This window comes from Bartonella sp. Raccoon60, assembly GCF_002022585.1.
GTDB lineage: Bacteria > Pseudomonadota > Alphaproteobacteria > Rhizobiales > Rhizobiaceae > Bartonella > Bartonella rochalimae.
Window position 1 is genome coordinate 1,555,310 of the sequence record NZ_CP019786.1, and the last position, 20,797, is coordinate 1,576,106.

Sequence of the window (20,797 nt, forward strand, 5' to 3'; positions counted from 1 at the left end):
CTATTTCTCTACGTTTATTTCACGTTGGACAGAAGGTGATGTTGTACCGGTTTCTGGGTTAATTCCTCTTGGTATGAACCCTTTATTAAAGATACACAGGACTTCGTTACCACGTCGCAAAGTGAATTGCATGGCTATGGCGTGAACAATGACCTGGTTTCCTTTAATTGATTTTGGAACGATAGTTTCTTGTCCATCAAGTGTGACAAGATAAATGGCGGGGATTTCATTATTGTCTAAAAAGGTAAATGTTGTAGTTTTACCATTATCATAGACTGAACTTGGTTCAATGAGGGGTGAACCTTGAGCGACATAAGCCCAATTGCGTGGTCCAAAATGTTCATGCATATTGAGGATATTATCGACAAATTCTTCTTCATTTTTTTGTGCTTTGGCTTGTTCAGCTAATTGTTTACGCAATGCTTCATCTTCTGGATAACGAAACTTTACAAGGAAATATGTGTCATTACCGACGGAAACATCACCTTCACGCACTTGAAGTTCAAATTGATAAGATCGTTTTGTTCCATCTTGACGAGTTGTGATGATTTGTAGATTGGTAATCGGCTGAACTTCACGCGGTTTGAGAAAGACAAAGTGACCAGCTGGTGCTACTTGCCAAGCAACTGAATTGCCAATTCCAATATAGGCAATATTTTCATCATTAGCGAATTCAATCTGTACTGAAGAGCGAATAGATCCAATGATTTTTGTCACATTGTGTGGATCATAATTAATAAATCTAATTCGGTTGTCTTTATGTGCGCTTACGGGAGAAATTTCTGCCCATAAGAAAGACATATGACAGTTTATTGCAACGAGGAGAGTTAAAAAAAATATTTTTATGACTCTAGTCATTGGACCACCTCTGGATCAGATCTATATGCTGATACTTGAAAGCCAAGCGGGTTAATTAAGCGATCTTCTACTGAAATGCGTGCATTAACGTAAGAAAAATTTAAGACTGAAACCCAATGGAAAATATCTTCTTTTCCATTGGAGTCTCTAATTGTTTTATAGTAACGTACTTGAACGAGATCTTTACTTAAAAAAGAGATCGATTTTATTGTGATTGTCACGGACATATTTTTATAGATATTTTGCGGACTGTCTGGATTATTTCCAGAATACCATTTGGCAAAGCGATTTTGTTCTTCTAGGGAAGATAAAAGAGAAACGATACGAAAGTTATTTTCTGTCTCTGATAATTGGAAACCTTCGCGTGCACGAATATATTTGCTGGCGAAGTAGCGCGTTATTACTTCATCGTAGTTTTGGGGTTCTTCTTTTAGAACACTGACAACATCGACAATACCTGTAGAATTATCCACACGAATAACGAAAGGCTCTACGGTTTTTAAGGGTGTTAATGCCACTACAGCTAAGGCTAAAGCGATTGTCATCAACCCAAAAAGCACAGTCAAGGCTACAGCAATTTTCATTTGTAGTCGCGTACTACGCATACGGTCAATATCAAATGACCGCGCTTCTCTTATATATTCTTTAAATTCATCACTTTTCATGTGTGATCTCCGCATTTTTATAAGAGGGCATTTGATGGTTTATTGTGTCTACAGAAGATGCGGGGAGTCCAATATGAGCTTTTGGTGCCTCATTTTCTTGTGTATTTAGGATAATAGGAGTTGTAATGGGTTTGATCGCCGTATTGTGAATGATGTTATAATGATTCCAGTTCCACTTACCATGATTGAGCATACGAGCGTTCTGTCCATTACAGCGTGGAAGTTTTTGGGCTCCACTTTTTAAAGAAGCACAACCAGTAAGTGTTATCAAAAGGATCAAAATGATAGTGATTTTTAGTTGCATCATTTGGACTCGCAAACATTTTGAAAAATAAAACATTGGTGTTTTTCAGTCCATGATTTTACGAAAACATGAACACTAATCTTTTGAAAAAGCTGAGAGAGCTTTGCATGGATTGTGCATACAGTTAATATCTTGTGTGTGAAGGTATTGACTATAGCTACATTGAAGAGACGTTTGAGATTAAAATGAGCCACGTCCACCCCCTCGCATCATTTGCGCAGCTTGTGCAGCGTGTTGTGCAGCCGTAGAACCTCTCGTTGCTGCTGCTGCACTTGCTGCACTTCTACCGGCACCAAAGCCTCTTCCAACAAAACCCAAAGTATTAGAAGCCATTGAGATCATTTGTGATCCTGTTGATACTCCAGCATGATGATATGGTCCTCCACTAGAAAGTGCAGAAGCAATGGTGGGAAGTGATTGGAAGAGAACTACGCCCACTATTGAGACGACAAGAACAGGGGGGAGCAAGAAATAGATTGAAGTATATGAACTCTCGAAAACATAAAGCATAATTTTGCACATCATTGTTCCAAGCATCATTACGAGAACTTGCAAAATTGTAAAATTAACTAATGTTGTAATCCATGCATCAGCATATCTGCGGGTTACATTGAACAAATATAAACTAATAAAAAGAGGTCCAAGACCTATCACCATGATTAATGTAATTTTTGCAAACATTTGAATAATAAAACCGACTGTACAAAAAAAGATAACTGCCAAAAACATTAAACCACCAATCAGTGCAACCGTAATTTTATTGAAAAGTGAAGCATTATTTAGAAACTCTTGATAACGCGTATTTGTAATTAATAAGAGATAATCAAAAACATCAGAGTCGACCGGACTGCTATTAAACGCATTCCCAATAGCATTGGCTAAATTACCGAAAAATATATCTTTGATATAAATATTAAATAGGTCTGCATTAGTTGCCATTGTTGTCACAACAACGATTTTAATAACATTATTAAGAAGACTATGCATTGAAAGGGCGACGTGGCCAGTCATAACATTGTAACCATATAAAAAGATAAAAATAATGGCCGCAAGATTTAATGGTGCTGCAATAGCAGAAGATAAGCTACTGACTGTTGTATCTATGACATCATTGAGTGGTGTCAAAATATACGAAGAAACAGTTTCGAATGGAGTAAATTTAAAATCTGACTCCTGAGTTGTCGTATTCATCAATTTCATCAGTTTTATCTCATTCCAATTTTATTTTTAATGTTTGATAAATATGAATTTATGATCTTTTGTTGCATTTTCTCCATGCTCTTTCTGTGATTGATGATTTCCATTTAATAATAGAAAGAGCTTGAATGAGAGTATTCATTTGAAGATTAGCCAACTACATTTGAAGAGCTTCCTTTTCTTCTTTTTGACTAACTGGAGTTAATTTAATACTTGACCTTAGCTTTAGCTTGATCCAATTTGTCTTGCAGTGTTTGTTGAAGAGCTTCCTGATTTTTCTGTTCTTCTTTTTCACGTTCTTGTTCTTTTGATTGAGCATTTTCCGATTTCATAATAGAAGAAGCCTGAAGTTTTAGAGTATCTACTTGAAGATTAGCTTGAAGAATAGCCAACTCCCTTTGAAGAGCTTCTTTTTCTTCTGGTTTAAGAGTCTGTGATGAAAATTTGTTATTGATTTCTTGAATCTTTTTCTGATTTTCAACTGCTGAAGTATAAATAGATTCAGCTATTTCTGATGTGGGCCGACTATCTTCTGATAGGGGTGTTCCTTGTTGTGTGACATTTTGATAATATGAATCAACTTCTGTGCTTCCCGATTGCGATATTGCATGAGAGATAAAGCATAATGATAAAAACATAATCAGATATTTTTTCATTGGGTTTGTTTCCTTTTGTAAAATATAGGTAGCCATATATCCGGATTTGCTCCATATTCACTTATAATTTGGTTGACGAGTTCAACATTTCTACTTGTTCCGCTTAAGACAGCAATTTCGTTATCCATTCCACGTAAATTAAGTTCTGCAACAATGGAACTTTGGCCTTGTTTAATGAGAAAACGACGAGATTCCCTGCTTAATTCTGATTGGATTAGCTCAAATTCACGTTCAGTGAGTTTAAAGTTTTCAACATAATCATTGTAATTGGCTTTTTGATTTGGAAAAAACAGTTGGGTAGGACATTGCTCAATGATTGTGTGAGCAATTGTTGAATTCAAAGCATCTCTGGGGCTTTGTGTGGCAAAGAGCATCATGCCATTTTGTTTACGAATCGTTTTGAGACGATCTTGAGTAAAAGCTTTAAATGAATCATCTTCAAGGGCTTTCCAGAATTCATCGATAACAATAATGATACGTCGACCATCAATAAGATCGAGAATGCGGTTAAACAAATACATCATCAAAGGGCGACGAATTTCTTCATTATCTAAGAAATCCGTCATGTCATAACCTATAAATTGAGCATCTAAATTGAGATCATCGTGATCATTATCAAAGACCCACCCTAAAGCATTACCTTTGATCCAACGTTGTAAACGTATGGCAATACCTTCTGTGGAAGTATTATCAAAAAACAGTTGAAGCGCACTGAGGGAGCGTTGTGATAGAGGAAGACTTTCTAAGGAATTAATCGCTCTAGCGATATCCTGCCGCTCTTGTTCTGTTACTGTTTGGCCATCCGCGGTAACTAATTTTAAGACCCAGTGCTGAAGAAAGAGTTTGTTTTTTTCAGTGTATTCCATCCCTTTTAATGGAGCAATACCAATAGGTTGACCATTTTTCAGAGGCTTATATTTGCCTCCTCCAGCACGAACAAAGATCTCTGCTCCTTGATCTTTATCAAAAAAGACTATTGTTGGGTTGTGTTTTTGCAATTGTGCAAGAAGAAAATTAACAATGACTGTTTTTCCAGACCCTGATGGACCACATACAAAGGTATTACCAACATCACCAAAATGAAAATTAAAATAATAAGGAGAGCCAGCCTGTGTTTGTAATAAGGCGACGGCAGAACCCCAAACATTACCTTTGAGTTTGCCAATAGGAAAGGAATGGAAGGGGGATAATGCTGCAAAATTCCTGCTGCTAATAGCTCCAGAACGTGCTCGATAGTTAAAGTTCCCAGGAAGTTGTGCCCACCATGCTGCTTCTAACCCTAAATCTTCTCTGGCTATAACGGCCCCACCATTAGTAAGGTATGAACGGGCTTTCGACAGATATTCTGTCAATTCTTGTGGACGATCAGAAAAAACAGCTAAAGAGAGATGATGTTCTCCCAAAACAAAACGATTCGATTCTAAATCATCAAGGGCCTCATCAAGGCCATCAATTTGTGAGCTGGCACGATCAGCTACATTAATCATTTGATTTTGTTTACGGCTCATAATAGCGCTTGCAACTGCTTTACTTTTAAAAACAAAGGATTGCGTTAAGATGAATTCAAAGGGCGCCGTCAACAAGCCATCTGTCATACCAGGACGCGTTTTAGAAGGATATTCTTTCCATCCAAACATACCAACAAAGCGTTCATTGCTTTCATGACGAATTTCAATAATTTCTTTGCCGAAAATAACACGATCTGAATAAATCGTTGAGGCAATAGTACCAAATGTAAGGGGTATGCGCTCACGCCTTCCTCCCACCAATTGATGAAGAAATTCACTTTGCTCAGAAAATACAACATCATTGTATTCGTAAGTAGATAAAAGCCGTGCTCCATAACACTCCAGACCTTGTATAAGATCTTGACTTAACTCTTCAATTTTCCGAATAGCTTCAGAATCTGGTTCCGATTGCATCTTCTTTGCTTGCGTTAAGCGGTGAAAAAAAGAAGCTAACTGTTCAGTTTTATCTGCTGCAGGATTCCAGATAACCGAAAGGAATAGATCATTTCGATAAAGATCTTGCAAAATCATTTTTTGTTTGTATTGCCGATCTAAAGCTGTTGCAAAAGATGAAGAAAATTGACTCTCTGGGTAAATTTTTTCGCGTCGGCGAATGATGTGAGAATATAAAGCGACACGTTCATCTGCTATATTTTTCAAAAGCGTGTTTAATTGGGTATGTAAAGAATTTAATTGGCTGATATCTGCAGTATCAAAATTGATTCCTTCGATAGAAATCACTGTCATCAAGCAACGGGAGTCTAATGCAATCACATGCTGATTGACATGACGAACATAAGGAATAAATTCCTCAGGTAGAGATTCCCGTTTCATCACTGACAGTTGTCTCACTTATTTTAGCTCCTTGTATGTACGGACAAGACGGAGAGGAGACGTAGATCCTCCACCCCATCTTGTCAGGTTTTTTTGTTTCCCTCGAGTATTGAGCCACGCGAATAAAACACGAAATTGGTTATGATCGCGTTTTGTGATTTCGCGTAAAATAAAATGCAAACCAACTCCAAGACCGATCATTGAAAAGCTGCTTGTTATGATAAAAAGAGTAGATGTTGCCATGACATTTAAGGCCATTGCTTCTACGGTAACACCTGCAAACATCGCTGGTCGTGTGCAAGCAAGAAAAAGAGTATCTTCATTCATTTATGATGAACTCCCCATTAATAGCGTAACAAGAGCCGAAGCACCAAAAACAATACCAATACCAAGAACACAATATGCTGCTTTGCGTAAATCAATAACACCATACATCCAACCAATACCCACAGCGGCAACACAGATCGTTGCAATGAGCTTCGCTGTTGTCCCTGTCATCATTGTAACAATATTCCGCAAAACCGTATCAAGATTTCCCATACCGGCAGCAGCAGAATTAGCATACGCAGGGGTTAACACTGCAAACATTGATAAAAGTAGCGCAAAAGCGATATAATAAATATGCTTAGATATAATGTTTGGCATTTAATCTCCTCTTCAGAAAGAATATTGATTACAAACTGACATCATATTGCCTCTAAGTTTAGAAATTTCTACTGCCTTAGATTCACAGCTTAACTCTTAATGAATGATCTTCATTCTGTTAAAAAATTTTGATATTAAATTTTCTTCCCCCTCAAAATACCTAAGAAATAGGATATTTTTCATTCTATTATTTAATATAGACAATTTTAAGTTATGCTTTTTTATCAAAACGACAATATCAAGAGTGCAAGATAATGTTTTTCTTTGCAAAATGTGTTTAATTTGCAACAAATGCTGTTGAGACGCTTTCTTTAAGATCTAGGAAAAAAGCAGAGATGCATAAAAAATTATAGGATATAGAAACAATAAGGATTGAGCAAATGCGATTTAAATTAATTATTATTGTCTATATTATCTGTTCTGTATTATGAAATATTGATCACAATAAAGATAAAATTGCTTTAAACATTTTTCAGATATTAAAGAGCAAAAGTATAATTGATATCAATTTGGAACACAATTAGCAAAAAGATCATTTAAATTATAAGCATTGGCTTATGTAATAAATTCGATGTTTGGTATTATTGGTTGCAGTTTGAAAAATATGTACATCAAGAAACTAAGGTGATTTATTTTCATCGTTACAGATTGAAGTAATACAGAATTCAAAATATTGAGACCTAGAAAAATAATGTGAGTATAAAAATTTAGTGTTTTTCTCTTAGAGAGCTATCTTGTACTCTTTCTTAGTCATTTTATTGACTGCATGTATTTCTTCATGTAACATAAATCGTCAAGAATAAATCTTGGTATTTTTGACTGTTTAATGGGTTTTTGGTAGTGACTAGTCTCATACAACTTGAAGAAATTATTGAAAGAGCTTTTAATAATAGAGATTCTATCAATTCTGCTACAAAAGGCGAAATTCGTGAGAGTGTTGAGCACATATTGAATCTTCTCGATAAAGGTGAGATTCGTGTAGCTCAACGTCAAGATAATGGTCAATGGCGCGTTCATCAATGGTTAAAAAAGGCTGTTCTTTTGTCCTTTCGACTTCATTCTATGTGTATCATTGCTGGTGGTGCAAATGAATCATATTGGTGGGATAAAATACCTTCAAAATTCTCTGGTTGGCGAGAAGTTGATTTTAAAAAAGCCAATTTTCGTTCAGTTCCAGGAGCAATTGTACGTCATTCCGCTTATATTGCTCCTCATGTGATATTAATGCCTTCTTTTGTTAATGTTGGTGCCTATGTTGGAGAAGGAACGATGGTTGATACATGGGCATCTGTTGGTTCATGCGCACAAATTGGTCAGTATGTTCATTTGTCTGGTGGTGTAGGTATTGGAGGTGTTTTAGAACCGCTACAGGAAAGTCCAACAATTATTGAAGATCATTGTTTTATTGGTGCACGCTCTGAAATTGTTGAGGGCTGTATTATTCGTGAAGGTGCTGTTTTAGGCATGGGAGTTTTTATTGGAAAGTCCACTAAAATTATTGATCGTACAACAGGTGAAGTTTTTCTCGGTGAAGTTCCTGCTTACTCAGTTGTTGTTCCAGGTTCGTGCTGTGGGAAACCACTGCCAAATGGTGAAATGGGTCCAAATCTTTATTGTGCTGTTATTGTTAAGCGCGTTGATAAAAAAACACGAGAAAAAGCATCAATTAATGATTTATTGCGTGATTAAAAGCATTTCCTAAAAATTATTCATTGATAATAGAATTAAAAAAAGAAAAAAACAGAGTTATTTACTCATCTTAAGTGCTTCAATAAAAGCCGACTGGGGAATTTCTACTTTCCCAAATTGACGCATCCGTTTTTTACCTGCTTTTTGCTTTTCAAGCAGTTTACGTTTACGGGTAATATCACCACCATAACACTTCGCTGTGACGTCTTTTCGTAAAGCGCGAATTGTCTCACGAGCAATAATTTTACCACCAATTGCTGCTTGAATTGGGATCTGAAACATGTGTTGAGGAATAAGATCTTTAAGTTTTTCACACATAGAACGGCCACGTTTTTCGGCTATGCTACGGTGCACAAGCATTGATAATGCGTCAATAGATTCTCCATTGACCAAAATGGACATTTTAACCAAATCGCCTTCAGAATAATCAGTTACTTGATAATCAAAAGAAGCATATCCTTTTGAGATGGACTTTAAACGATCATAAAAATCAAAAATTACTTCATTCAAAGGTAAATCATAGGTCACCATAGACCGTGTACCAACATAGGATAAACCCGTTTGTAACCCACGCCGTTCTTGACAAAGTTCTAAAATAGCTCCGAGATAATTATCAGGCGTCATAATCGTTGCCCGAATCCATGGTTCTTCAATAGAAATAACTTTAACAATATCAGGCATATCCGCTGGATTATGTAATTCCTTAACAGAACCGTCATTCATATTCATGCGATAAATAACAGAAGGTGCAGTTGCAATTAAATCTAAATTAAATTCGCGTTCTAGCCGTTCTTGAATAATTTCAAGATGTAAAAGACCTAAGAAGCCACAACGAAAGCCGAAACCTAAAGCAGCTGATGTTTCCATCTCAAAAGAAAAGCTTGCGTCATTTAAACGTAATTTACCCATAGCTGTACGTAAATTTTCAAAATCGGCTGCATCAACTGGAAAAATACCACAAAAAACAACGGGTTGAGCAGGCTTAAAACCAGGCAATACGTCTTCACAAGGGCGGCGATCTTCAGTAATAGTATCCCCTACTCGTGTGTCAGCAACCTCTTTTATAGAGGCTGTTATAAAGCCAATCTCCCCTGGGCCTAATTCATCAACTGAAATCATTTTGGGAGTGAACACTCCAACTCGTTCAACAGGATATTTTGCTCCTGTCCCCATCATACGAATGGTCTGACCTTTTTTTAAAACACCATCAATCACTCGGACCAGAACGATAACACCGAGATAAGCATCGTACCAACTGTCAACCAGCATCACCTTTAAAGGATCTGTAGTATTGCCAGTATGTGGAGGTGGCAATTGTGTAATAATTTCTTCCAAAACATCAGAAATACCTAAACCCGTTTTCGCTGATATTTCTACTGCCCTAGACGTATCAATACCGATTACATCTTCAATTTGCTCTTTCACACGCTCTGGTTCTGCAGCTGGAAGGTCTATTTTATTAAGCACTACAACTAATTCATGAGAATTATCAATAGCTTGGTAAACATTCGCTAATGTTTGTGCTTCTACTCCTTGACTTGCATCTACTACTAAGAGTGATCCTTCACAAGCTGCCAATGAGCGCGATACTTCGTAAGCAAAATCAACATGGCCAGGTGTATCAATAAGATTTAAGATATAAGTTTCACCATTTTTTGCTTTATAGTTTAGACGTACTGTTTGAGCTTTAATAGTGATTCCGCGTTCGCGCTCAATATCCATAGAATCGAGCACTTGCTCTTTCATTTCCCTTGTTTCAAGACCGCCTGTCATTTGAATTAAACGATCAGCCAAAGTCGACTTTCCGTGGTCGATATGAGCTACAATGGAGAAATTACGAATATAATTGCGATCTATTGTCATACAAGGCGATTTAGCAAAGAATAATACAAAACGCAAAGACCAATTACAGACTTTCAAAAACCTTTTAAAAAGATCAATAAAAATGTGACTGGAGAAAAATGTTAGTTTTTAAAAGTGTGAATTTTCTTTCTATTGTAATATAGTGGTTTCTCAATTCGATACTTGATCTTCATTGATGACAATCTCTAAATTTTTTTATAAAGTTCTTGGCTATTATTAATAGCTCGTGAAAACAATTTTAATAAAGCAGTTAATAGTCAACTTTCATCAGATAAAGTCCTGAGGGAGGAGCTACGACACCACAGCGGGCCCGATTTCTCGCGTGAAGAGCTGCTTCGAGATCTTCAGCTGTCCAACGTCCAATACCAACTTCCATCAAGCTTCCTGCAAATGAACGAATTTGATGATGAAGAAAAGAACGAGCCTGTGCATAAAGGAAAATTTCATCTCCTTCTCTTTGAATGTCCAAGCGTTCAAGGGTACGGACAGGACTTTTTGCTTGGCAATAAGCTGATCGGAAAGTGGTAAAATCATGCTGCCCTACAAGTTTTTGAGCTGCTTTATGCATAGCATCGGCATCTAGTGGTTTTGGTAACCACCAAACACGTTTAGTATTGAGAGCTGGTGGTGAGCGGCGATTGAGAATTTTAAAAAGATAGTGGCGTTTAGTCGCACAAAATCGCGCGTCAAAGTTATCAGGAACATTCTGAACATTGAGAACAGCAATATCTTCGCCTTGTTTCTGCAAATGAGCATTGAGAGCATCACGTACAGTATTCGTATTCCAATTTTTCTCAAAATCAATGTGAGCAACTTGTCCCATAGCGTGGACTCCAGCATCGGTTCTTCCAGCTGTAGTGATAGTTAGTTTTTGTCCGCTAAAGTGAAAAATAGCGTTTTCAATGGAACCTTGTATAGTACGAAGATTCTTCTGGCGTTGCCAGCCAGCATAATTGGAGCCATCATATTCAAGAGTGAGTTTAAAGCGTACCATATTAGAAAACTGCAGAAATATTAGCTCCTCTCAAAAATGTTGCGCGATCAAGAAGTTTTCCACCGGATCTTTGTAGATGAGTTATTTCTATACATCCTTGTCCACAGTGAATAATCAATTGCTCTGGTTCTATTTTTCCAATTTCGATAGATTTTTTCTCTATTAAGCGACTTCCGAGAATTTTCACTCGTTCTTGTTTTCCATTGATATTCATGTTGCACCAACAACCAGGAGTAGGAGAAAGAGCGCAGATGTGTTTATGAATGAATTTGGCAGACTGCGTCCAATCAATTTGAGTTTCTTCTTTTTTGATTTTAACAGCATAGGTTACTCCTTTTGATGATTGTGGAGTAAGTTTCAGTTGATTTTTTTCGAGAGCTGATAAAGTGTCTATGATAAGTTTTGCTCCTATATGTGATAGTTTCTCTGAAAGTTCATAAGCTGTCATGTTATCAGTGATAGCAATTGAATGCGATAAAGCAATAGGTCCTGTGTCTAATCCTTCATCCATTTTCATAATCATCATTCCTGTTTCCTGGTCGTTAGCCATAATTGCACGTTGAATAGGTGCAGCGCCACGCCAGCGGGGTAATAGGGAAGCGTGAGCATTAAAACAACCAAAGCGTGGTGCTTCAAGAATGGGTTTGGGCAATAATAATCCATAAGCGACAACAACAGCAACATCAACAGAAAGTTCTGCAAATTTGATTTGTTCTTCAGTTGTTTTGAGAGTTTGAGGCGTAAAAACAGGAATCGATTTCTCCTGTGCTGCAATTTGAACAGGAGAAGGAAATAATTTGAGACCGCGCCGTCCTGCTGGACGAGGAGGTTGACTATAAACCGCTACAATATCATGACCAGCTTCTAATAAAGCATGGAGAATGGGTACAGAAAAATTCGGTGTTCCCATAAAGCTTAATCGTAATGCCATTATAAAGCTGCTTTCGATGCATTTTGCATTTTTGCACGTTTTTTGAATTTTCGTATTACCATATCACGTTTGGTTTTTGAAATGTGGTCAATAAAAAGACACCCATTTAAATGATCAATTTCGTGTTGTAAGCAAGTAGCTAAAAGATCATTTGCTTCAATTTCTACTTGTTTTCCTTCACGATCTCTATAGCACATGCGGAGGCATTTGGGACGTTCAACTTCTGCAAAATAGTCAGGAATAGAAAGGCAACCTTCTTTATAAACGCTCCGTTCATCTGATACCCATAAAATTTCTGGATTAATAATAACAAGCGGATTTTTAGGAGCATCTTTTGAGTGGATATCTACAACTAACATCCGTAATGGTACACCAACTTGAACAGCTGCAAGTCCGATACCTTGGGCGTTATACATAGTTTCTAGCATATCATCAGCTAATTTTTGAATAATTGGATCAATACGCTCAACTGGCTTTGAAACTTCACGTAAAATAGGATCAGGTAAAATAACTAAAGACTTTATTGACATAATAAATAGTTTTACAAATCGATGTTTAAGTTATTAAAAGTAAGTATTGAAATTGAATAAGCGCATGTATTTTTTTGCGATAAAACCACTATATTATTCTTATGTTTGATTCGCTTTTTTTAATAATGCCCTTTGGTAAGCACTATAGTCAACTGGTCGTTTTCTTTGTTCTAGTTTGTGGAGTGCTTTTAATTATTATACATAATAACCGGAAAAGAACCATTTGGGAACGTGACGTGGCTGAACGTGCTCGTGAGGCGCAAACACAGATGGCTGCACTGTTGCGAACACAAGTTGAAATGCAAGGGCGTATGCAAACAATGGCAGAGATTTTTAGTCAAAGGCAGTTTGAATTGAATCAATCGATTTGTGAACAACTTAATGGAATGAGAACTAATTTAGGGCAGACTCTTCAGGTGCAAACTAAGTCTACTTATGAGAACTTGACTCGTTTACAAGAACGTTTGGCAGTGATAGATGCAGCACAGAATAATATTCAATCGCTTACTGGACAGGTTGTTCAATTACAAGCTATTTTAAATAATAAGCAAACACGAGGTGCTTTTGGACAGGGACGGATGGAGGCAATTATTTCTGATGCTTTACCATCTAGTGCTTACGTTTTTCAAACTACTCTTTCAAATGGAAAACGACCAGATTGTCTTATTTATATGCCTAATAAGGCACCAGCTCTTGTTATTGATGCTAAATTTCCTTTGGAGGCTTGGAATGCAATGCGTGAGGCATCATCATCTCAAGAACGTCAGGAAGCTGAACGCCAATTTCGTAATGATATGGATGTTCATATTCGCGATATTACGAACAAATATTTAATTCCTGGGGAAACACATGATACAGCCTTTCTTTTTGTGCCATCAGAATCGATTTTTGCCACAATCTATGAGGATTTTGAGTCATTAGTGCAAAAGGCTAATCGAGCACATGTGATTATTGTATCGCCTTCTTTATTAATGTTATCTGTTCAAGTTGTACAAACTATTATGAAAGATGCAAGGATGCGTGAACAAGCGCATTTAATCCAGTCAGAAGTAGTAAGATTAATGGAAGATTTTGAACGAATGAATATACGTGTTCGCTCTTTACAGAAACATTTTTATAAAACGAGTGAAGATATTGAAGCAATTTTAACATCATCCTCTAAAATTATGAAGCGAGCTAATCGCATTGAAGCTTTTGAATTAAAAGAAAATGATTCTATATCAAAATCAATAGCAGTACATTCTCAGTCACAAACCCTACACTTAGATGATAAGGAATAAAAGAAAGGTATCAAAATATCATATTGATTTTTTTTATTTGTAAATTTAATTAAAGTTTTTAATAATGTTTCATTTAGTTTTTAGGATTAAGGAAAACAGTTGATAGGGCGCTTTTTTTTATTAGGCGGGTGTTTGTTTCTGTTGGGAAGTTGTTCTATAAAACCTCCTGTACAGATTAACAACGCTTGCGCTATTTTAGCTCAAAAAGATAGTTTTTTTAATAATTGGAGAAAAGCCGCTAAAAATGCGGAGTTACTTCATGGAATTCCTATGCCTATTATTCTTGCGACTATTCGTATAGAATCAAATTTTCGGCATAATGCACGTCCTCCGCGTAAAAAACTTCTCGGTTTTATTCCATGGAAGCGCCCTTCAACCGCTTACGGTTATGCTCAAGCGCTTGATGAAACATGGGATCATTATATTCGTTCTACAGGAAAAGTTTTTGCGTGGCGTACTAATTTCGCGGATACAGCAGATTTTATTGCTTGGTATCATCGTCAAAGTGTTCGACGTAATAACATTAGCCCAAATGATGCCTATAATCTCTATTTAAATTATCATATGGGACATGGTGCTTATGCACGTTACAGGGGTCCTTCATCTGCTAATATTGCAAAAAAAGCAAAATATGTGGAATCACTTTCTAGACTTTATAATCAGCAATTAAAAGCATGTGGACGGCGCTAAAAGCACTATGAGATTTTTTTATCATACCTATTGTAGTGATTGCTGAGAATATGGATATAAATCATCTCTAATCCCTATTTTTAAGTTTTAGAATAATATTTCTTTTGCTGTGTTTACTTCTATTATAGAGCAATTTTTATCGAATTCTGGTTTTTTATTGAGGAATAATCCAGAATTTTAAAACGAGTCTATTGAAGCGTTACAATTTGTAGTTCATGCTCATTAGCACCTGCAAGAGCTATGGAACGCTCATCGGATAAAATAATTGGGTGACCTGTTTCTCCGAAGAGAGCCCATATCGTAATGCCTGGAATCATTGGTGGAAGATCTGGAAAATTTTTGGCTAGATCATCTGTACAAACTTCTTTTAAGTAAGCAATTTGTCGCGCATCAGGAAAGATCGTATTTTGTAACGGTAAAATTTGTTTACGCTCTTTCATTGTATTGATCCTTTATGCATTACCTTCTATTACTTTGATTGCTACTGGTTTTGATTTTAATTATGATTATAAAGATTAATAGATAAAAGACAATTTTTCAACTCAGCATTTGTAATATGTATTATTCCTAGTAAGAAAAGATACATTGAAATTGGATTAGAGACCAAATTATAAAATAAATACTGATATTTTTAGTTTTTTTGTGTTTCACTAAATAATCAGTTGAGTGCTTTTATTAAGATCACTGATCTTAAATTTAATAACAGATAAAAGACATGTATATAATTTTATAATTATTTTAACGAAAACAATTAACTTTACAGATATATTGTCATGTTTTTTGATTATCTACAATTTAAAAAAGTAAATACGATAGATATATATCGTTGTGGTAATTTTATAAGGCAGCCATTGAGCAAAATGAAACAAAAACGTTGGAAAAGAAGATCTAATAGAGTGTAATGACTGAAAAAGTGATCAAATCATTAGAGGTATACAAAAATACTAAGACAATTTATGGAGAGGATGAAATTGCAGAAATATTTCGTCGTTTTTCTGTTCAGCGTCCTACACCTAGGAGTGATCTTAATTATACCAATGTTTTCACTCTTTTGGTTGCGGTTGTTCTGTCTGCTCAAACTACGGATGTGAGTGTTAACAAAGTTACAAAAAAATTGTTTTGCTTTGCTGATCGACCAGAAAAAATGATTACATTAGGAAAAGAAGGAATTGCACAGCATATTCGTTCGATTGGTCTTTGGCGTGCAAAAGCGCATAATGTTTATGCACTTTGTTGTCGTTTGATTGATCAATATGGTGGACAAGTTCCTGATAATCGTGAAGCACTTATGACACTCCCTGGTGTAGGACGTAAAACTGCGAATGTTGTTTTGAACATTGCTTTTGGACAGCCTACTATGGCAGTGGATACGCATATTTTGCGTCTTGGAAATCGTCTTGGTTTAGCATCAGGAAAAACACCGGAAGAGGTCGAAGAAAAATTAGTAAAAATTATTCCAGATTGTTATCTACAGTATGCGCATCATTGGCTCATTTTACATGGACGTTATATTTGCAAGGCGCGTAAAGTAGAATGTGTACAGTGCATCATTGCAGATCTCTGCAAAGCGGCGATTAAAACGAATGCGGTTCCAGCACCTTTAGTTGAAGTTAAAGGCAATGGAGCTCCAGTTTTTTTTTAACACGGACTTGCTATTTTATGTATACTGGCTTATGAAAATGCAATCAGAACTGCCCGGCAGGGCATGCCGTGGCTGTTCAAATGTTTACTCGAGCTTTGATCAGCTTGATCGAATTTAAACGTATAACGTATGGAGTAACGAAATGCCCAAAATGAAAACAAAATCATCTGCTAAAAAGCGATTTAAAGTTACTGCAACAGGCAAAGTTAAAGCAGCTGCTGCAGGTAAACGGCATGGTATGATTAAACGTTCTAATAAGTTTATTCGTGATGCACGTGGAATGATGGTATTGGCTGAACCAGATGCTAAAAAAGTTATTCAGTGTTATTTACCAAATGGCCTTTAAGCCTTGCTTTGATTTTGTAGGAGATTATTTATGGCACGTGTAAAAAGAGGTGTTGTAGCTCACGCTAAGCACAAGAAGGTTCTCAAACAGGCTAAAGGTTTTTATGGTCGTCGTAAAAACACCATTCGTGCAGCTAAAGCAGCAGTTGACCGTTCAAAGCAATATGCTTATCGTGATCGTAAAAACAGAAAACGTACTTTTCGTGCTTTGTGGATTCAAAGAATCAATGCTGCTGTTCGTGTAGAGGGCTTGACTTATGGGCGTTTTATTGATGGTTTAACAAAGGCTGGTATTGAGATAGATCGTAAGATTCTCTCTGATATAGCTATTTATGATCCAACAGTATTTATTGCTTTGGTAGATTCTGCAAAGAAAGCTTTAGAGTATTTAAAAGACACAACGCCTAATGCTTTTGAAAGCGCTGTCAAGTAGCCAGCTGCGTTCTCTTTAGGCATTCATTTATTCGAGATTCCGCGCTGGTTATTACTGGTGCGGTTTTTTTATTGAAAAAATAGGCAGAAATTATGAACGATAACGATATTGAGCATTTGGAACAAAAAATTTGTTGTGCTTTAGAAGCAGCGAATGATGAACAAACACTTGAAGCAGTGCGTATTGGAGCTTTAGGGAAGAAGGGGAGCATTTCTGAAAAATTAAAGACATTAGGCAATATGAGTGCTGATGAGCGGCATAAACTAGGCCCGGCACTTAATGGATTAAAAAAACGCGTGTTAGAATTATGGATGCAAAAGCGTGATGCTCTCAAAAATCAAGCAATGGCTATACGTCTTTCTAATGAAACCGTTGATGTCACTTTACCTGTTCGTTCATCACCTATAGAGCGGGGCCGTATTCATCCTATTTCACAGGTGATTGATGAAATTGTAACCATTTATACGGATCTGGGTTTCTCTATTGCAGAAGGGCCAGATATTGAAACGGACTATTATAATTTTACTGCGTTAAATTTTCCTGAAGGTCATCCCGCACGTGAGATGCATGATACCTTCTTTTTTGATGTTGATGAAATGGGAAATCGAAAATTGTTGCGTACACATACATCACCGGTGCAAATTCGTGTGATGGAAAAAAAACAGACACCGATACGTATTATTATTCCTGGAAAAACATATCGTATGGATTCTGATGCAACTCATTCACCAATGTTTCACCAGGTAGAAGGATTAGTGATTGATAAAGTTTCTAACATTGCACATATGATGTGGCTTCATGAAACTTTTTGTAAATCCTTTTTTGAAGTACCTTCGGTAAAGATGCGTTTTCGCCCTTCTTTCTTTCCTTTTACTGAGCCTTCTATGGAAGTGGACATTCAATGTGATCGTTCTGGTTTGGAAGTAAAATTTGGCGAAGGTCGTGATTGGTTAGAAATTTTAGGATGTGGAATGGTGCATCCTCATGTTTTGGGGAATGCTGGTTTTGATCCGGATGAATATCAAGGCTTTGCATGGGGAATGGGTATTGATCGTATTGCTATGTTAAAATATGGTATGCCTGATTTACGAGCTTTTTTTGATGCTGATGTTCGTTGGTTAAATCATTATGGTTTTCGCTGTTTTGACATCTCTCTTTTATTTTCTGGTTTAAATAGTGTGTGATCTTATAGCCGTTGTCGTGTGAGGTTTGAAAATGAAGTTTACATTATCTTGGTTGAAAGATCACTTAGAGACAAGTGCGTCTTTGGATGAAATTTGCGATAAACTGGTAGCAATTGGCCTTGAGGTTGATCATATTGAAGATCGTTCTTCTTTAGCCGGTTTTGTAATTGCAAAAGTTTTAACTGCTATTAAACATCCTGATGCGGATAAATTACAGGTTTTATCAGTAGATATAGGGTCTGATTCGCCTATCCAAGTTGTATGTGGTGCGTCAAATGCACGTCCTGGACTTGTTGGTGTTCTTGCGTTGCCAGGCACTTATGTTCCTGGACTTGATGTGACATTATCTGTAGGGAAAATTCGTGGTGTTGAAAGTTTTGGTATGATGTGCTCACAAGCAGAGCTTGGTTTATTCGATGAGGATTGTAGGATTATTGAACTTTCGAAAGATGCACCTATTGGGATGTCATTTGTAACTTATGCAGGATTAGATGACCCAGTGATTGATATTGGTTTAACACCTAATCGCTCTGATTGTACAGGTGTTAGAGGAATTGCGCGTGATTTGGCTGCAACTGGAATTGGAAGATTAAAAAAATTATCTTTACCACAACTGTCTTCGTTTTTTGAAACATCAGTTCAAGTATCTTTGAATTATCCGCAGGACTTATCATTATGCTCAGGTTTTTCTTGGTGTGAGATTCGCAATGTACAAAATGGCAGGTCGCCGCAATGGATGCAACAGCGTTTGAATGCTATTGGTTTGCGATCAATAAATGCCTTGATTGATATAACAAATTATATCAGTTTTGATTTCGGTCGTCCCCTTCATGTTTTTGATGCGGATAAGCTTAAGGGGAAATTGAGCGTCCGTCTTGGTCGTGAGGGTGAACAATTTCAAGCATTAAATGGTAAAGTTTACAATTTAGGTCTTGAAAATTGTGTTATTGCGGATGAAGAGGGTGTTATTGCCATTGCCGGTATTATGGGTGGTGAAAGAACTGGTTGTGATGACAAAACACGTCGTGTCATTATTGAATCAGCGCTTTGGGATTCAAAGAATATTGCACGCACAGGTCGTTCATTGGGACTTATTAGTGATGCGCGTTATCGATTTGAACGGGGTGTTGACCCGGCTTTTATGGAATCGGGTCTTGAGATTGCTGCGGAATTAGTTTTGCGTTTTTGTGGTGGTGAAGCATCAACAACACAAGTCATTGGGTATAAAAAGCCAGAAATTAAAAAGATAGTTTTTCCATTTTCTGAAATTAAGCGTTTAACCAATTTAGAGATAGAACCAGAGCAAGCTTTTACTCTTTTGACACAACTTGGATTTGGCCTTGAAGGAAAAGGGGATGTGGTTACGGTTACAGTACCAACTTGGCGTCTTGATATTGTTGGTAAGGCTGATTTAGTAGAAGAAATCATGCGAATTTATGGATTAGATAAGATACAGCCTATACCGTTGGAAAGTTTAGCTGAAGTTAAGCAGAAAACGTTTACATTTTTGCAGATTTGTTCACATACTGCTCGTCGGATTTTAGCGTATCGAGGTATGATGGAAGCCATAACATGGTCATTTATTTCTAAAAATCAGGCATTAGCTTTTGGGGGCGGTCAGGCACAGCTTAAATTAGTGAATCCTATTGCTTCTGATATGTCTGTAATGCGTCCTTCTCTTTTACCTGGCTTACTTGTTGCTGCACAGCGAAATATTGATCGTGGTTTTTCAGATTTTGCTTTGTTTGAAGTTTCCAACATTTATGAAAGTGATACACCGGATAAGCAACGGAATGTTGCTAGTGGTATTCGTTGTGGTACGGAAAAGTTTGAAGGAGGTGGACGCTTTTGGACTGGAAATGCAAAGGCAGTGGATGTTTTTGATGCTAAAGCGGATGCATTTGCTGTTTTAGAAACATGTGGTATGGATAGCAATAAAGTGCAAATTGAAATTGGAGCACCTCATTGGTATCACCCTGGTTGTTCGGGTGTTATCAAACTTGGACCAAAGGTTATTCTTGGTTTTTTTGGTATTTTTCATCCTACTACTCTGGAAAAGTTAGGTGTAAGTGGTCCTATATGCGGTTTTGAAATTTTCCTTGATCGAATTCCAGAGCCCAAAAAAAAGGTTACTAAAATTCGTCCTTCTTTAAGTTTATCACCTTTTCAAAGGGTACGACGTGATTTCGCATTTGTTGTTGATAAAGGAGTTGCAGCCTCTCTTATTATTCGTGCTGTGAGTGGAGCGGATAAAAAACTTATTCATTCAGTACAGGTTTTTGATCTTTTTGAAGATCCAAGTCTTGGTCATGATAAAAAATCTGTTGCAATTGAAGTGACTATTCAGCCTATGGAACGGACTTTAACTGATGAAGATCTTGAAAGATTGACTTTAAAAATAATTGAGAATGTCGCGAAAACAACAGGCGCATATTTGCGTCATTAATTATTATATTGTGCAGACATAGTTTTGTTTTCTTGGATATGAAACAAATATTTCACTATTCTCTTTTTTAAAATAGCTAGAAAAGACATTATTTTTAAAATTA

Annotated in this window: 21 protein-coding genes; 8 read left to right on the top strand and 13 right to left on the bottom strand. The window is 36.7% G+C overall.

The window, feature by feature from the left end:
- The 8 genes from virB9 to Bra60_RS06875 all read right to left on the bottom strand — a co-directional run bounded on the left by virB9 (position 1) and on the right by Bra60_RS06875 (position 6,667).
- Positions 1 to 858 carry a P-type conjugative transfer protein VirB9 gene (gene virB9 / locus Bra60_RS06840; RefSeq protein WP_078688182.1) on the bottom strand — a complete coding sequence of 286 codons (858 nt, stop codon included), beginning with the start codon at positions 856 to 858 and terminating at the stop codon, positions 1 to 3.
- A complete protein-coding gene (locus Bra60_RS06845) occupies positions 855 to 1,523 on the bottom strand; it encodes a virB8 family protein (protein ID WP_078673470.1) in 669 nt (222 codons plus the stop codon). Before Bra60_RS06845 ends, virB9 begins: the two co-directional genes overlap by 4 nt.
- Positions 1,513 to 1,830, bottom strand: coding sequence for a conjugal transfer protein TraJ (locus Bra60_RS06850; protein WP_236823919.1), 318 nt, complete (start codon positions 1,828 to 1,830; stop codon positions 1,513 to 1,515). Before Bra60_RS06850 ends, Bra60_RS06845 begins: the two co-directional genes overlap by 11 nt.
- Positions 1,831 to 2,007: 177 nt before the next feature.
- Complete coding sequence (locus tag Bra60_RS06855) at positions 2,008 to 3,027, bottom strand: type IV secretion system protein (RefSeq protein WP_269466612.1); 1,020 nt, start codon at positions 3,025 to 3,027, stop codon at positions 2,008 to 2,010.
- A 203-nt stretch (positions 3,028 to 3,230) separates the two neighbouring features.
- Positions 3,231 to 3,680: a type IV secretion system protein VirB5 gene (locus Bra60_RS06860; protein WP_194285020.1), complete on the bottom strand. Its 450-nt coding sequence runs from the start codon at positions 3,678 to 3,680 to the stop codon at positions 3,231 to 3,233.
- Positions 3,677 to 6,031 (bottom strand): VirB4 family type IV secretion/conjugal transfer ATPase, encoded by a 2,355-nt coding sequence (locus tag Bra60_RS06865; protein ID WP_194284831.1) that lies wholly within the window; start codon positions 6,029 to 6,031, stop codon positions 3,677 to 3,679. Before Bra60_RS06865 ends, Bra60_RS06860 begins: the two co-directional genes overlap by 4 nt.
- A 9-nt stretch (positions 6,032 to 6,040) precedes the next feature.
- The gene (locus tag Bra60_RS06870) at positions 6,041 to 6,349 is read right to left on the bottom strand and encodes a type IV secretion system protein VirB3 (RefSeq protein WP_035006340.1); all 309 of its coding nucleotides are present in this window, start codon (positions 6,347 to 6,349) and stop codon (positions 6,041 to 6,043) included.
- On the bottom strand, positions 6,350 to 6,667 hold the full coding sequence (locus tag Bra60_RS06875; RefSeq protein WP_078688185.1) for a TrbC/VirB2 family protein: 318 nt from the start codon (positions 6,665 to 6,667) through the stop codon (positions 6,350 to 6,352).
- Between the two features lie 840 nt (positions 6,668 to 7,507).
- Here Bra60_RS06875 and dapD point away from each other — a divergent pair.
- On the top strand, positions 7,508 to 8,356 hold the full coding sequence (dapD, locus tag Bra60_RS06880; RefSeq protein WP_078688186.1) for a 2,3,4,5-tetrahydropyridine-2,6-dicarboxylate N-succinyltransferase: 849 nt from the start codon (positions 7,508 to 7,510) through the stop codon (positions 8,354 to 8,356).
- Between the two features lie 57 nt (positions 8,357 to 8,413).
- Here the strand turns inward: dapD and lepA are convergent, their stop codons facing one another.
- From lepA to def, 4 genes are all read right to left on the bottom strand, one after another.
- Positions 8,414 to 10,219 (bottom strand): translation elongation factor 4, encoded by a 1,806-nt coding sequence (gene lepA / locus Bra60_RS06885; RefSeq protein ID WP_035006626.1) that lies wholly within the window; start codon positions 10,217 to 10,219, stop codon positions 8,414 to 8,416.
- A gap of 250 nt (positions 10,220 to 10,469) precedes the next feature.
- Positions 10,470 to 11,213: a tRNA pseudouridine(38-40) synthase TruA gene (gene truA / locus Bra60_RS06890; RefSeq protein WP_035005470.1), complete on the bottom strand. Its 744-nt coding sequence runs from the start codon at positions 11,211 to 11,213 to the stop codon at positions 10,470 to 10,472.
- Between the two features lies 1 nt (position 11,214).
- Complete coding sequence (gene fmt, locus Bra60_RS06895) at positions 11,215 to 12,144, bottom strand: methionyl-tRNA formyltransferase (RefSeq protein WP_078688188.1); 930 nt, start codon at positions 12,142 to 12,144, stop codon at positions 11,215 to 11,217.
- A complete protein-coding gene (def, locus tag Bra60_RS06900) occupies positions 12,144 to 12,674 on the bottom strand; it encodes a peptide deformylase (RefSeq protein ID WP_078698194.1) in 531 nt (176 codons plus the stop codon). The genes fmt and def overlap by 1 nt, the downstream gene beginning before the upstream one ends.
- 101 nt (positions 12,675 to 12,775) lie before the next feature.
- Here def and Bra60_RS06905 point away from each other — a divergent pair, with 101 nt between their 5' ends.
- Together Bra60_RS06905 and Bra60_RS06910 are read left to right on the top strand one after the other, a co-directional pair.
- On the top strand, positions 12,776 to 13,954 hold the full coding sequence (locus Bra60_RS06905) for a DNA recombination protein RmuC (protein WP_078688190.1): 1,179 nt from the start codon (positions 12,776 to 12,778) through the stop codon (positions 13,952 to 13,954).
- Between the two features lie 102 nt (positions 13,955 to 14,056).
- Complete coding sequence (locus Bra60_RS06910; protein WP_078689007.1) at positions 14,057 to 14,644, top strand: transglycosylase SLT domain-containing protein; 588 nt, start codon at positions 14,057 to 14,059, stop codon at positions 14,642 to 14,644.
- Between the two features lie 188 nt (positions 14,645 to 14,832).
- On the opposite strand, the gene Bra60_RS06915 is transcribed toward Bra60_RS06910, so the two are convergent.
- On the bottom strand, positions 14,833 to 15,084 hold the full coding sequence (locus Bra60_RS06915) for a DUF1150 family protein (protein WP_035005475.1): 252 nt from the start codon (positions 15,082 to 15,084) through the stop codon (positions 14,833 to 14,835).
- Positions 15,085 to 15,545: 461 nt separating this feature from the next.
- On the opposite strand from Bra60_RS06915, the gene nth reads away from it, so the two are divergent.
- The 5 genes from nth to pheT all read left to right on the top strand — a co-directional run bounded on the left by nth (position 15,546) and on the right by pheT (position 20,694).
- Positions 15,546 to 16,286: an endonuclease III gene (gene nth / locus Bra60_RS06920; protein WP_078698195.1), complete on the top strand. Its 741-nt coding sequence runs from the start codon at positions 15,546 to 15,548 to the stop codon at positions 16,284 to 16,286.
- 142 nt (positions 16,287 to 16,428) lie between these two features.
- Positions 16,429 to 16,632 (top strand): 50S ribosomal protein L35, encoded by a 204-nt coding sequence (gene rpmI / locus Bra60_RS06925; protein WP_035005477.1) that lies wholly within the window; start codon positions 16,429 to 16,431, stop codon positions 16,630 to 16,632.
- A 30-nt stretch (positions 16,633 to 16,662) separates the two neighbouring features.
- A complete protein-coding gene (rplT, locus tag Bra60_RS06930; protein ID WP_035005479.1) occupies positions 16,663 to 17,064 on the top strand; it encodes a 50S ribosomal protein L20 in 402 nt (133 codons plus the stop codon).
- A 92-nt stretch (positions 17,065 to 17,156) separates the two neighbouring features.
- A complete protein-coding gene (pheS, locus tag Bra60_RS06935; protein WP_078688192.1) occupies positions 17,157 to 18,248 on the top strand; it encodes a phenylalanine--tRNA ligase subunit alpha in 1,092 nt (363 codons plus the stop codon).
- Between the two features lie 31 nt (positions 18,249 to 18,279).
- A complete protein-coding gene (gene pheT, locus Bra60_RS06940; RefSeq protein WP_078688193.1) occupies positions 18,280 to 20,694 on the top strand; it encodes a phenylalanine--tRNA ligase subunit beta in 2,415 nt (804 codons plus the stop codon).
- Positions 20,695 to 20,797 lie beyond the last annotated feature (103 nt).

Coding starts and splice junctions, on each gene's coding strand:
- rpmI (WP_035005477.1), top strand. CDS start 16,429: ATGCCCAAAATGAAAACAAAATCATCTGCTAAAAAGCGATTTAAAGTT.
- Bra60_RS06860 (WP_194285020.1), bottom strand. CDS start 3,680: ATGAAAAAATATCTGATTATGTTTTTATCATTATGCTTTATCTCTCAT.
- rplT (WP_035005479.1), top strand. CDS start 16,663: ATGGCACGTGTAAAAAGAGGTGTTGTAGCTCACGCTAAGCACAAGAAG.
- Bra60_RS06845 (WP_078673470.1), bottom strand. CDS start 1,523: ATGAAAAGTGATGAATTTAAAGAATATATAAGAGAAGCGCGGTCATTT.
- truA (WP_035005470.1), bottom strand. CDS start 11,213: ATGGTACGCTTTAAACTCACTCTTGAATATGATGGCTCCAATTATGCT.
- Bra60_RS06915 (WP_035005475.1), bottom strand. CDS start 15,084: ATGAAAGAGCGTAAACAAATTTTACCGTTACAAAATACGATCTTTCCT.
- Bra60_RS06850 (WP_236823919.1), bottom strand. CDS start 1,830: ATGATGCAACTAAAAATCACTATCATTTTGATCCTTTTGATAACACTT.
- lepA (WP_035006626.1), bottom strand. CDS start 10,219: ATGACAATAGATCGCAATTATATTCGTAATTTCTCCATTGTAGCTCAT.
- Bra60_RS06870 (WP_035006340.1), bottom strand. CDS start 6,349: ATGAATGAAGATACTCTTTTTCTTGCTTGCACACGACCAGCGATGTTT.
- def (WP_078698194.1), bottom strand. CDS start 12,674: ATGTCAATAAAGTCTTTAGTTATTTTACCTGATCCTATTTTACGTGAA.
- pheS (WP_078688192.1), top strand. CDS start 17,157: ATGAACGATAACGATATTGAGCATTTGGAACAAAAAATTTGTTGTGCT.
- virB9 (WP_078688182.1), bottom strand. CDS start 858: ATGACTAGAGTCATAAAAATATTTTTTTTAACTCTCCTCGTTGCAATA.
- Bra60_RS06905 (WP_078688190.1), top strand. CDS start 12,776: ATGTTTGATTCGCTTTTTTTAATAATGCCCTTTGGTAAGCACTATAGT.
- fmt (WP_078688188.1), bottom strand. CDS start 12,144: ATGGCATTACGATTAAGCTTTATGGGAACACCGAATTTTTCTGTACCC.
- Bra60_RS06875 (WP_078688185.1), bottom strand. CDS start 6,667: ATGCCAAACATTATATCTAAGCATATTTATTATATCGCTTTTGCGCTA.
- Bra60_RS06855 (WP_269466612.1), bottom strand. CDS start 3,027: ATGAAATTGATGAATACGACAACTCAGGAGTCAGATTTTAAATTTACT.
- nth (WP_078698195.1), top strand. CDS start 15,546: ATGACTGAAAAAGTGATCAAATCATTAGAGGTATACAAAAATACTAAG.
- pheT (WP_078688193.1), top strand. CDS start 18,280: ATGAAGTTTACATTATCTTGGTTGAAAGATCACTTAGAGACAAGTGCG.